The organism is Mesorhizobium sp. B2-4-3 (assembly GCF_006442815.1).
In the GTDB taxonomy this organism is placed as follows: Bacteria; Pseudomonadota; Alphaproteobacteria; order Rhizobiales; family Rhizobiaceae; genus Mesorhizobium.
Window position 1 is genome coordinate 97,934 of record NZ_VFVL01000013.1, and the last position, 12,356, is coordinate 110,289.

Annotated in this window: 7 protein-coding genes; 5 read left to right on the forward strand and 2 right to left on the reverse strand. The window is 66.0% G+C overall.

Annotated features, from left to right (window positions below):
* Positions 1-12 precede the first annotated feature (12 nt).
* The 3 genes from FJ956_RS15075 to purH all read left to right on the forward strand — a co-directional run bounded on the left by FJ956_RS15075 (position 13) and on the right by purH (position 4,452).
* Entirely contained in the window at positions 13-837 is an 825-nt protein-coding gene (locus FJ956_RS15075) for an AraC family transcriptional regulator (protein WP_140682352.1), read from the forward strand.
* A gap of 161 nt (positions 838-998) precedes the next feature.
* The gene (locus FJ956_RS15080) at positions 999-2,723 is read left to right on the forward strand and encodes a heparinase II/III family protein (protein ID WP_140682350.1); all 1,725 of its coding nucleotides are present in this window, start codon (positions 999-1,001) and stop codon (positions 2,721-2,723) included.
* Between the two features lie 112 nt (positions 2,724-2,835).
* Positions 2,836-4,452, forward strand: a complete 1,617-nt coding sequence (gene purH / locus FJ956_RS15085; RefSeq protein ID WP_140682348.1) for a bifunctional phosphoribosylaminoimidazolecarboxamide formyltransferase/IMP cyclohydrolase — start codon at positions 2,836-2,838, stop codon at positions 4,450-4,452.
* A gap of 161 nt (positions 4,453-4,613) precedes the next feature.
* Here purH and FJ956_RS15090 read toward each other — a convergent pair whose 3' ends face one another.
* Together FJ956_RS15090 and FJ956_RS15095 are read right to left on the reverse strand one after the other, a co-directional pair.
* The gene (locus FJ956_RS15090; RefSeq protein ID WP_140682346.1) at positions 4,614-5,987 is read right to left on the reverse strand and encodes an MFS transporter; all 1,374 of its coding nucleotides are present in this window, start codon (positions 5,985-5,987) and stop codon (positions 4,614-4,616) included.
* Positions 5,988-6,409: 422 nt separating this feature from the next.
* On the reverse strand, positions 6,410-11,179 hold the full coding sequence (locus FJ956_RS15095) for an NAD-glutamate dehydrogenase (protein ID WP_140682344.1): 4,770 nt from the start codon (positions 11,177-11,179) through the stop codon (positions 6,410-6,412).
* A 128-nt stretch (positions 11,180-11,307) separates the two neighbouring features.
* Between FJ956_RS15095 and FJ956_RS15100 the strand changes: the two genes are divergently transcribed.
* Both FJ956_RS15100 and FJ956_RS15105 read left to right on the forward strand, forming a co-directional pair.
* On the forward strand, positions 11,308-11,871 hold the full coding sequence (locus FJ956_RS15100; RefSeq protein ID WP_140682342.1) for a peroxidase-related enzyme: 564 nt from the start codon (positions 11,308-11,310) through the stop codon (positions 11,869-11,871).
* Positions 11,872-12,016: 145 nt separating this feature from the next.
* Entirely contained in the window at positions 12,017-12,340 is a 324-nt protein-coding gene (locus FJ956_RS15105; protein WP_140682340.1) for a hypothetical protein, read from the forward strand.
* Positions 12,341-12,356: the final 16 nt, after the last annotated feature.

Here is a 12,356-nt window from a genome sequence, read left to right on the forward strand (position 1 = left end):
GACTTTTCGCTCATGCATGCTTCGCCCTATGCGCTGTACCGATCGCCGCCGGCCGCGATGGGCGGGCTGTCGATGAGGGGAACAGGCCGGCATCGCGTCAGCCGGGCCATCATCCAGCGAAAGCTGCCGGACTTCGCCGTCGTCCTGGTGGAAGAAGGCCGGGGCTGGCTGGAAACCAGGGCCGCCGGCAGGCAGGCGATCGTGGCGCCCAGCCTTTTCTGGCTGTTCCCGGACACGGCCCATTCCTATGGGCCCGACGGCGCGGGCTGGAGCGAGCGCTGGGCGCTTTTCGGCGGCTCCCTGACGCGGGACTTCACGCGCATGCGGCTCATCGTCGAGCAGGCTCCGGTCGTTCCCTTGTCCGACCTCGGCGGCATGCGCCTTCTGTTCGACCGGCTCCATGCCGAACTCTCCCCGGACACGCCGCTAGGCCAGGCGGAGGCCGCCGCCACTCTGTATCGGCTGGTCGTGCAGGCTGCCCGGCAGGAAGCGGGCCGAAGCGGCGGCGACCTCCATCCGGATTTCCGCGAGGTCGTCGACGACTTGCGCGACCACGCTTGCGAGCCGATCGACTTCAACGCGCTTGCCTCGAGGTTCGGCATGTCGCCGGCGACGTTGCGGCGCAGGTTCGCGCTGCACACCGGCCTGTCGCCGAAATCGTTCCAGTTGCGCATCCGCCTCGACCGCGCCAAGCAGCTGCTGGCGGCGACCGATTCGCCCGTCGAGGCGGTGGCGCAGGCCGTGGGCTTTGTCGACGCCTTCTACTTTTCCCGGCTTTTCCGGAGCCGGGAGGATTGTTCGCCGAGCGAGTTCCGCCGCCGCCACAGGAGGGCATAAGCCGCCGCGCCGCCGGCGATATGCCCCGGAAACCCCTGACTTTTTTAGGGAAGACCCGGCCGCGGCCGCGTGAATTGGTTCACTTCGGCGAAATCCGCCTTCGCATAAGTTCTTGAATCGCATAAGCTTGTGCTTGGGTTACGGGGACATCAGGAGGGCTATTGGCACTTGTTGCCGGCAACACGACGCGTCTATGGACGCTTGTCGCGAAGGAGTTCTGGCGCAAAACGCGCCGGCGTTTGCGCGCCGGCCCGGTCTATCGCTGGCGCTATTCCGGCCGCACACCTGAACGTGTCCTGATCGCCCCGCCGGATCTGCGGCTCGCCGATCCGCAGATCGCGCTGGAGATCTATTACGGCCGCTACCCGCTGTCCGGCCATCTGGTCGAGACCGGCGGCACCTCGCCCTTTCAGCTCGACGTGCCAAGTCGCGGCTGGCAGAAATCGCTGCATGGCTTCCGCTGGCTGCGCCATATGCGCGCCGCCGGCACCGAGCTCGCTGCCGCCAATGCCAGAGCGCTGGTGACCGACTGGATCGCCATGCACGGCAACCAGATTTCCGGCGTCGCCTGGGAGCCGGGAACGACGGCCAAGCGCGTGATCGCCTGGCTGCAGCATTCCTCGGTGGTGCTGCAAGGCGCCGAATTCCCCTTCTACCGCGCCTTCCTCAAATCGCTTGCCGTGCAGATCCGCTATCTGCGCTCGATGGCGCGCGAGATGCCGGATGGCGAGGCCAGGCTGCGCGCACGCATCGCGCTTGCCTTCGCCGCGCTGTCCCTGCCGGCGCCGGCCTCGGCGCTGCGTTCCGCGACACGCAACCTGGCCGAGGAGCTCGAGCATCAGATCCTGCCCGATGGCGGCCACATCTCGCGCAAGCCGATGGCGGTTCTGGAGCTGCTCGCCGATCTCCTGCCGCTGCGCCAGACCTATGCCAACCAGGCCGAGGCGCCGCCGGCGGCCTTGATCGGCGCCATCGACCGCATGTTGCCGGCGCTGCGCTTCTTCCGCCACCAGGACGGCAGCCTGGCCCGCTTCAACGGCATGGGCGCCACCATCCACGACCGCATCGCCACCATCATGCGCCATGACGACACGGCGGGCGCACCGCTGCTGCACGCGCCGCATTCCGGCTATGAGCGCCTTTCGATGGGCGGCGTGACGGTGATTGCCGACACCGGTCTGCCGCCGCCGGTCGATGTCTCCAACGCCGCGCATGCCGGCTGCCTCGCCTTCGAACTCTCGTCCGGGCGCCAGCACTTCATCGTCAATGCCGGCATCGACACTTACGGCGCCCCGGAATTCCGGCCGCTGGCGCGTGCCACCGCCGCGCATTCGACCGCAACGATCAACGACACGTCGTCGGCGCGCTTCAGCCACTCGCTGCGCGTCAGCGACCTTTTGGGCTCGCCGCTGATCGGCGGTCCGCAGCACGTGCCCTGCAAGCGCCTCGACCAGAAGGGCATGCAAGGCTTCGTCGCGCGCCACGACGGCTATATCGCGCAATTCGGTTTCCTGCATGAGCGCGAGCTGAAGCTCGGCACAAACGGCAACGTGCTTGCCGGCCGCGACCGTTTCCTGCGCCCGGGCAATGCCGCGATCCGCAACAACGGCCGCGACTTCGTCACGGTGCGCTTCCACGTCCACCCCGACATCAGCCTGCTGCAGGACGACCACGACCGCCTGACGCTCGCAGCCGCGCAGGGAGACACCTGGGTCTTCACCTGCGCCGAAGTGGCGCCGGAGGTGGAGGAATCGATCTACTTCGCCGGACTGAGCGGCCCGCGCCGCAGCCGGCAGATCGTGCTCGCCTTCAAGGCCTCGGAGGTCGCCGAGGTCCACTGGCAGCTGACCCGCACCGATATCGCGGGCTATCCCGAGAACAACTGAATTCCGGACAATCCGGCCGCGCGCTTGATTTCCAAGACTCACTTGATTTCCGGGACTCATATGCTAGGGCCGGCCAACGTCCCTTCCAACAGCTCCGAAAGGCCGCCCGTCCATGGCCGTGCCCACAAAAAACATTCCGGCGCCCGACCTTGTTCCGGTGCGCCGGGCGCTGCTTTCCGTCTTCGACAAGACGGGCCTGGTCGATTTCGCCAGGGCGCTCGCCGCCGCCGGCGTCGAGCTGGTCTCGACGGGCGGCACGGCGAAGGCAATCGCCGAGGCGGGCCTGGCGGTCCGCGACGTCTCCGAGCTCACCGGCTTTCCCGAGATCATGGACGGCCGGGTGAAGACCTTGCATCCGTCGGTGCATGGCGCGCTGCTCGGCATCCGCGACGACGCCGAGCATGCCAAGGCCATGCGCGACCATCGCATCGAGCCGATCGACCTTGTCGTCTCGAACCTCTACCCGTTCGAGGAGGTCCGTCAGTCCGGCGCCGGCTATGCCTCGATCGTCGAGAACATCGACATCGGCGGACCGGCGATGATCCGCGCCTCGGCCAAGAACCACGCCTATGTCGCCATCGTCACCGATCCGGCCGACTATGCGTCCGTCGTCAACGCGCTGGAGATGAATCTTGGCTCGCTGTCGCTCGACTTCCGCAAGATGCTGGCGGCCAAGGCCTTTGCCCGCACCGCCACCTATGACGCCGCGATCTCCGGCTGGTTCGCCGAGGCGCTGCAGATCGAGCACCCGACCTGGCGCGCCTTCGGCGGCCGTCTCGACCAGGTGATGCGCTATGGCGAGAACCCGCATCAGGGCGCCGGTTTCTACCTGTCGGGCGACAGGCGGCCGGGCGTGGCAACGGCAAAGCAGTTGCAGGGCAAACAGCTCTCCTACAACAACATCAACGACACCGACGCGGCTTTCGAGCTGGTCGGCGAGTTCGATCCCGCCCGCTCGGCGGCGATCGCCATCATCAAGCATGCCAACCCCTGCGGAGTCGCCGAGGGTGAGACGTTGAAGGCGGCCTATGCCAAGGCGCTGGCCTGCGACCCGGTTTCGGCCTTTGGCGGCATCGTCGCCATGAACCGCATCCTCGATGCCGAGGCGGCGCAGGAGATCGTGAAAACCTTCACCGAGGTCATCATCGCGCCCGACGCGACCGACGAGGCAGCCGCGATCGTCGCCGCGAAGAAGAACCTGCGCCTGCTGGTCACCGGCGGCCTGCCCGACCCGCGCGCCGCCGGCACAACAGCGAAGTCGGTCGCCGGCGGGCTGCTGGTGCAAAGCCGCGACAACGCCGTGGTCGACGACCTCGAGCTCAAGGTGGTGACGAAGCGTGCCCCGACGCCGGCCGAGCTGGCCGACCTCAAATTCGCCTTCCGCGTCGCCAAGCACGTCAAATCCAACGCCATCGTTTATGCGAAGGACGGCGCCACTGTCGGCATCGGCGCCGGCCAGATGAGCCGCGTCGATTCCTCGCGCATCGCCGCCCGCAAGGCACTGGACGCGGCGGAAGCCGCCGGCCTCGCCGAACCGCTGACCAAGGGCTCCGTCGTTGCCTCCGACGCCTTCTTCCCCTTCGCCGACGGCCTTCTCTCGGCGATCGAGGCCGGCGCCACGGCCGTCATCCAGCCTGGCGGCTCGATGCGCGACGAGGACGTCATCGCCGCCGCCGACGAGCACGGCATCGCCATGGTGTTCACGGGCGTACGGCATTTCCGGCATTAGCGCTTCTCTCCTTCTCCCCTTGTGGGAGAAGGTGGATCGGCGCGTAGCGCCGAGACGGATGAGGGGTGTTCCAGGAAACACCAGCGCCTCACTCCGCTGGAACACCCCTCATCCGTCGCCTTCGACGACACCTTCTCCCGCAAGGGGAGAAGGGAAGTGCGCTACCGCTTGTCCGCCGGATAGGGTGTCCCGACCAGGATCACCATGCCGATGCCGAGGAACAGGATGATCGCCGCCATGCCGAGGCGTGGTGAATCGCTCATGGTGGTGATGGTCGCTACCATGAACGGCGCCAGGAAGCTGGTCGCGCGTCCCGCCAGCGCGTAGATGCCGAAATAGCGGCCCGACTCGGCGGCAGTCACGCTGCGCGCCATGTAGGAACGCGACGAGGCCTGCACCGGCCCGAAAGCGAGCCCGATCAGCAAGCCATAGAGGATATAGGCCTTTTCGGCCGCGGTGCCGAACAGACCGCCGGAATCGGCGGTCGGCAGCGGGATCAGGCCGAGCAGCGTGAAGCCCGGACCGGTCGAGACGACGCCAATCGTGGCGACCGACAACATCACCAGCGCGATCATCACCACGTGCTTCGAGCCGAGCGCGGTATCGAGCCGCGCCGCGATCCAGCAGCCGAAGATGGCGACGACGTTGAGGATGATGCCGAACAGGCCGATCTCGGTGATCGACCAGTGGAACATGCCGGCCGCGAAGGTGCCGCCGAGCGCCAGCAGCGCATTGACACCGTCCTGATAGATCATGCGCGCCAGCAGGAAGCGCAGGATGCCGCTGCGCTGGCGCACTTCCACCAGAGTAGACTTCAATTCGGACAGGCCCTCGCGCACCGCCGGGCCGATCGGGATTCCCTTGGTGGCGTCCGGCGTGAAGAAGAACATCGGCAGGATGAACAGGAAATACCAGCCGGCGGACATCGGCCCGGTGAAGCGCGCATCCTCGCCGAGTTTCGGATCGAGTCCGAACAACGGATCGAGGCCGATGAGCGTCTTGCCGGTTTCGAGATTGCCCGCCAGGAACAGCACCACGAAGATCAGCGCGATCATGCCGCCGAGATAGCCGAGCCCCCAGGCCATGTTGGATACCCGGCCGATCTCTTCCTTCGGCACCAGCCGCGGCATCATGGAATCGTTGAACACGGTGGAGAATTCGGCCGCCACCGAAGCCAGCGAGAACAAGAGCACGACCAGGAAAAGGTTCGAGCCCGGCGCCGCGAACCACAAAAGCGTGAGGCTGACGATCTTGATCGTCGCGAAGAAGGCGATCCACGGCTTGCGCGGCCCGGTCTGGTCGGCGATCGAGCCGAGCACCGGGGACAGCACCGCGATGACCAGGCCCGCGGCGGCGATGCCATAGCCCCAGGCCGCCTGACCGGCGGTCGGATCGCTCGCCATGCGCGAGACGAAATAGGGCCCGAAGATGAAGGTGGTGACGAGGGTGAAGAAAGGCTGCGCCGCCCAGTCGAAGAACATCCAGCCCCAGATGCCGCGCCCCGATGCCCGCTGCACTGTCTCTACTGCCGCCATGCTGATTCCCCTGGCATCGCTCGCGTCGCGCGCCATGTCTGCATGTTTTCAGGCAGCGATGCAAATGAACAAGCATGACGCCAATTCCCCGCCCCACGAGTGGGCTACGCTATGCACACATCTGGCGCGACTGATCGACCTGAGGCTTGATTGCCACGTGGTTCCCCCAATCCGTCGCCGCTTCGCAGCGCCACCTTTCCCCCTCCAGAGGGAAAGGAAGGGAGTGTTGCAAAAGGCTTGGCCTTTCCTCTACCCCGTCGATCGCGGGAGAGGTGGCTCGGGCGAAGCCCGAGACGGAGTGGGGGTCGACCAGCGCCACATCAGATAATGCATGCACCAAGCTACCGTGCACGCTATCGTCGAAGAGCCCTCTACGCCTCGCTCCGCTCGGCGCCTCTCCCCACTTCGCGGGGCGAGGAACTTCACATCCCCGTCAGGTCGCTCATCAGGCCCGACGCCACCGAGAGCCGCGACACGGTGATGTCGCCGCCTTCGGTCAGCGCCTGCAGCCGCTCGCGGGTGCGCGCGACGCGTTCGCCGCCGGCCTCGAGCCACGCCGCCACCGGATCCGCCACCGTGCCGTGCGCGGTGAGCGCCGCCACCGCGATGCCGCGCCGCGCCACGCCGATCGTGTCGGTCGCGCGCGACAGCGCCAGCTGGTCGTAATAGTCGGGCGGCATGATCGAGCGCGCCGCTTCCTCGACGCGCGGGATGCGGAAGGCATCGCTGACGGCGAAGAACGCCTTGGCCGCGCTGACGATGTCGGCATTGGCCGTGCGCGCGGTGAGCGCGACGTCGGGGATCAGCTCGGCCACTTCGGCCTGAGCGAGCTGCCCGGCGAGCTTCTCCGGCGCGCCGCCCTTGAACAGGCCGTGCCGCCGCTCCTCGACGCGCTCGCGCGAGAAGGCCGGCAGCAGCGAGAGAAGCTTCGGCTCGAGCGCCTTGCGCGCCTCCTGCAATTCGGCGATGCGCTGGCCAAGCGGCACGGAACCCGCTTCGTGCTTCAGGTACCAGCCGCTGGTCACAAAGATAAGCCGGCTAATCGCTTGATAGAGATCGAGCTGGACCTGCCCGTCGATCTGGTTGTCGAGCGCATCTATCTCGTGATAGAGCGCCGGCAGCGCAAAGCCGTCGCGCACCATGGCAAAGATGCGCACCACATCGGCCGCCGTGCGGCCGGTCGCTTCCTGCAGCCGGTTGACGAAGGACGGCCCGCCGCGATTGACCAGATCGTTGGCGACGACGCGCGCGATGATCTCGCGCCGCAGCCGGTGGTCGCGGATCTCGCCGGCGAATTTCTTCGCCATGCGTTCCGGGAAATAGCCCATCAGGTCGCGATCGAAATGTTGCTCGTCCGGCACGTCGCTGGCGACGATGTCGGAGAACAGCACGATCTTGGCATAGGCGAGCAGCACGCCGAGCTCGGCCCTGGTCAGCGGCTCGCCGCGCGCCTCGCGCTCGGCAAGCGCCGCCGGCGAAGGCAGCGTCTCGACCGCGCGGTCGAGCAGGCCGCGCGCTTCCAGCGCCGACATGAAGCGCGCCTGGTGCGCGATGTCGGCCAGCCCGCGCTTGCGCGCCAGCGACAGCGCCAGTGTCTGCTGATAGTTGTTGGAGAGCACCAGCGCGCCCACCTCGTCGGTCATCTCGGCGAGCAGCTTGTTGCGCGCCGGCCGCGTCAGCGAGCCCTTGCGCATGGCGGAAGCCAGCGCGATCTTGATGTTGACCTCGACGTCGGAGCAGTTGACGCCGCCCGAATTGTCGATGGCGTCCGAGTTGCAGCGGCCGCCATTCATGCCGAACTCGATGCGCGCCCGTTGCGTGACGCCGAGATTGGCGCCCTCGCCGATGACTTTCGCCCGGACATCGAGCGCGGTGACGCGGACGGCGTCGTTTGCTCGGTCGCCGACATCGGCGTTGCTCTCGCCCGAAGCCCGCACATAGGTGCCGATGCCGCCGAACCACAAAAGGTCGACCGGCGCCCTGAGGATGGCGTTCATGATCTCGACCGGCGTCGCCGTCGTCTTGGCGAGGCCGATGGCGGCGGCGGCGGCAGGCGGCAGCGTGATCGATTTCTGGTTGCGCGAGACGATGACGCCGCCGTCCGACAGCTTCGACTTGTCGTAGTCCTGCCAGGACGAGCGCGGCAGCGCGAACATGCGCGCCCGCTCGGCCATCGACGCGGCCATGTCCGGATCGGGATCGATGAAGATGTCGCGATGGTCGAAGGCGGCGATCAGCCTGGTGGCCAGCGAGAGCAGCATGCCGTTGCCGAACACGTCGCCCGACATGTCGCCGACGCCGACCACGGTGAAGGACGAGGTCTGGATGTCGCGGTTGATCTCGCGGAAATGCCGTTTCACCGCTTCCCAGGCGCCCTTGGCGGTGATGCCCATCTTCTTGTGGTCGTAGCCGGCCGAACCGCCGCTGGCGAAAGCGTCGTCCAACCAGAAATGGTGTTTTTCGGAAATGGCGTTGGCGGTGTCGGAGAAGGTCGCCGTGCCCTTGTCGGCGGCGACGACGAAATAGGGATCGTCAGGATCGCGCCGCACCACGCCGGCCGGCGGGATGACGCCGTCGACGCCGATATTGTCGGTGATCGAGAGCAGGCTGGAGACGAAGTTCTTGTAGGCCGAGGTCCCGGCTTCGAAGATGGCGTCGCGCCCGGCGCTCATCGGCAGCTTCTTCGGGTAGAAGCCGCCCTTGGCGCCGACCGGCACGATGACCGCGTTCTTGACCTGCTGCGCCTTCACCAGCCCCAACACCTCGGTGCGGTAGTCCTGGGCGCGGTCCGACCAGCGCAGGCCGCCGCGCGCCACCGGGCCGAAGCGCAGATGCACGCCTTCGACCTCCGAGCCATAGACGAAGATTTCGCGCCATGGCCGCGGCGCCGGCAGGCCCTCGACCACTTGCGAGTCCAGCTTGATCGCCAGCGATTGTCCCTTCGCTTTTGTATCGGCTACGAAATGATTGGTGCGCAGCGAGGCTTCAATGAGATTGAGGTAGCGGCGGATGATGGTGTCGTCATCGATGTTGGGCACCTCTTCCAGCGCGTCCTTGATCTTGGCCTTGAGGTGCTTGGCGGCGACCGCGCCGTCGCCTTCCGCCGCCGGGCCGAGCCGGGCGACGAACAGCGCATGCAGGCCGCGCGCGATCTCCGGATAGCGGTTGAGCGCCGCGGCGATGAAATCCTGGCTCTGTGGAATGCCGGCCTGCTGCAGATAGCGGCCATAGGCGCGCAGTATGGTGATCTCGCCCGACCACAGGCCGGCGGTCTGGGCCAGGCCGTTATAGCCGTCATTGTCGACGTCGCCGCGCCAGACCGACAGGAAGGCGTCCTCGAACAACGCGCCGCCATCCGTAAGATCGATCGGTTTGTCGTAGGTGTTCTCCAGCTCCATGTCGTGGATGAAGACCTTGCCTGAGCCGGTGTCGGCGACCTCGAAGGTGCGCTCGCTGATGACGCGGAAGCCGATGTTTTCCAGCACCGGCACGCGCCGCGACAGCGCCACCGGGCTGCCGAAATGATAGATTTTCAAAGCCGCCTGTTGCGGCTTCTGGTCGGCATGGCGGTAATAATCGATGGCGATCGGGTTGACGGCGCTGATCTTCGCGATGCGCCCGGCATCGGCCAACGCCACGGCGGCCGAGAAGCTATCGCGATAGCTTTCGGGGAACCGCGCCGCGATCGCCTTCAGCGCCGGATCGCTGCCGGCGGCTTCCGCGGCTTCGGAGAGCGCGTCCTCCCAGGTGCGCACGATGTCGCGGATCGCCGCCTCGATCGTCGACTGCTCGACCTTCGGCGTCCTGCCGCCGGAACGGCCGATGATGAAATGCACGCGCGCCAGTCCGCCTTCCGGAAAGGCCGGGTAATAGGCCGACAACCGGCCTTCGAACGCCGTCTTGAGATAGGTGCCGACCTTCTCGCGCACGACGCTGTCGTAGCGGTCGCGCGGCACGAAAACGATGATCGAGACGAAGCGGTCGAACTGGTCGACGCGCACCAGCGCCCGCACGCGCGGCCGCTCGATCAGCCCGAGTATGGCGCTGGCATGCTTGCGCAGGATGGGAATAGGAACCTGGAACAGCTCGTCGCGCGGATAGCTCTCCAGGATGTTGATCAGCGCCTTGCCGGAATGATCGTGCGGATCGAAGCCGGATTTCGCAATCACGGTCTCGGCCTTGGAGCGCAGATAGGGGATCTTCATCACCGAGCGCGTGTAGGCGGTCGAGGTGAACAGGCCGACGATGCGCAACTCGCCCGCGAGCGCGCCTTTCGCCGTGTAGGTCTTGATGCCGATGTAATCAAGATAGATGCGGCGATGCACCGACGACTTGGCGTTGGCCTTGGTGACGATCAGCGGCTCCGGCCCGTGCAGGAAGGCGCGGATCTCCGGCGTCGTCGTCACCGCCTCGGTGCCGCGCCGCAACACCAGCACATCGGGATCCGAAAGGATGCCGAGGCCAGGCTTTTCGGCGCGCTCCAGCGAGCCGCTTTCCTCGCCGCCGACATATTTGAACTCGCGCATGCCGAGGAAGGTGAAATTGTCGTCGCGCAGCCATTCGAGGAAGGCGATCGCCTCGGCGACGCTCTTCTTGTCGAGCGGCACCGCCGAATAGCGGAATTCGGAAATCGCCTGGTCCAGGCGGGCAAGCATGCGCTTCCAGTCGACGACGGCGGCGCGGACCTGGGAAAGCATCTTGCGCAGCCGCTCGGTGAGGCTCTTGGCCTGCTCGGCGTTCAGCCTTGGAATGTGGACATGGACGACACTCAGCCTGTCGTCATCGTCCTTGCCGCTATCGCCAAGCACCTCGACCACACCATTCTTGCCGTGGCGTACGGTGACGATCGGATGGGTGACCAGCGTCGGCTCGCCGCTGATCTCGGTGATCTCGCCGAGGATGGAATCGAACAGGAACGGCATGTTGTCGTTGACGACGGTGATGACCGTGACCGGCCGGCCGTCGCAGGCGACGCCCGAATCCGCCTCGACGGCGACGACGCTTTCGCCTTTCCTGTGGCTGGCGACCGCTTGGGCGGCGAGCTCGCCGGCGCGTTCGAGGTCGGCCACGTCATAGGACGCGATGTCTTCGGCGGGCGCTCGTGCCAGCAGATAGTCGGCAAGCCTTGCGGGTTTCTCCTCCGCTTTCACGGCGGCGACTTTCTTCTTCGGCTTGGATTTAACGCTGGCCATGACGCTTATTGCCTCCCGTGGCATGCTTTTGCGACTATGGTAGCCAGATGAGCGCTGTTTGGCGACAAAGGTTTGACGACGCTTTAAAAAATTCGAACCGACGCCATCGCCGCGCGAGGAGAACGACCATGGCAGGCAAAATAACCGAGCTCGACCTTGTCCAGGCGGAGCTCAGCGAGGCGACGAAAGCCTATTTCGACAAATGCCGGGAGAAGCTCGGCCTCGTGCCCAACGTGCTCGCCGCCTACGCCTTCGACGAGAAGAAGCTGCGCGCCTTCACCGATATGTACAACGATCTGATGCTGGGCGATTCCGGTCTTTCGAAGCTGGAGCGCGAGATGATCGCCGTGGTCGTCTCCTCGATCAACCACTGCTTCTATTGCCTGACCGCGCATGGCGCGGCGGTGCGCCAGCTGTCGGGCGAACCGGCGCTCGGCGAGATGATGGTGATGAATTTCCGCGCCGCCGAGCTGTCGCCGAAACAGACAACGATGCTCGAATTCGCGGTCAAGCTGACCGAGGAGCCGGCAAAAATCGTCGAGGCCGACCGCGCGGCCTTGCGCCAGGCCGGCTTCACCGATCGCGATATCTGGGACATCGCCTCGACCGCCGCCTTCTTCAACATGTCGAACCGGGTGGCCGCGGCGGTCGACATGCGGCCCAACCCCGAATACCACGCCATGGCAAGGTAGCGGCAGCGGGCTTTATATTAGCAATATCGAATTTTTTATTGCCCACCCCGCCATTTGGTCCGATGATCCGGATTTGCAGCATCGCTGCATATCGCAAGCGGCGTGGCCGCATGCCGGTTCGACGCCGCCGACAAGGGAGGAGAACATGGCGAAATTTCTCTATGTCTATCACGGCTCCGGCAAGATGCCGACCGACGAAGCCGAACGGAAAGCGGCTATGGATGCCTGGACCGGCTGGTACGACAAGCTCGGCTCGGCCGTGGTCGACGGCGGCAATCCGGTCGGCATGTCGAGGACGGTGCTGCCCAGCGGCAAGATCGAGAACAATGGCGGCAGCAATCCGACGGCCGGCTACACAATCGTCGAAGCCAAGGATATCGAGGATGCCGTCGCCAAAGCCAAGGACTGCCCGATCCTGATGGACCCGGCTTTCAGCGTCGAGATCGCGCCGATCATCGAGATGATGTAACGCTTAGAGTCCGCGC

Coding starts and splice junctions, on each gene's coding strand:
- FJ956_RS15075 (WP_140682352.1), top strand. CDS start 13: ATGCATGCTTCGCCCTATGCGCTGTACCGATCGCCGCCGGCCGCGATG.
- purH (WP_140682348.1), top strand. CDS start 2,836: ATGGCCGTGCCCACAAAAAACATTCCGGCGCCCGACCTTGTTCCGGTG.
- FJ956_RS15090 (WP_140682346.1), bottom strand. CDS start 5,987: ATGGCGGCAGTAGAGACAGTGCAGCGGGCATCGGGGCGCGGCATCTGG.
- FJ956_RS15095 (WP_140682344.1), bottom strand. CDS start 11,179: ATGGCCAGCGTTAAATCCAAGCCGAAGAAGAAAGTCGCCGCCGTGAAA.
- FJ956_RS15100 (WP_140682342.1), top strand. CDS start 11,308: ATGGCAGGCAAAATAACCGAGCTCGACCTTGTCCAGGCGGAGCTCAGC.
- FJ956_RS15105 (WP_140682340.1), top strand. CDS start 12,017: ATGGCGAAATTTCTCTATGTCTATCACGGCTCCGGCAAGATGCCGACC.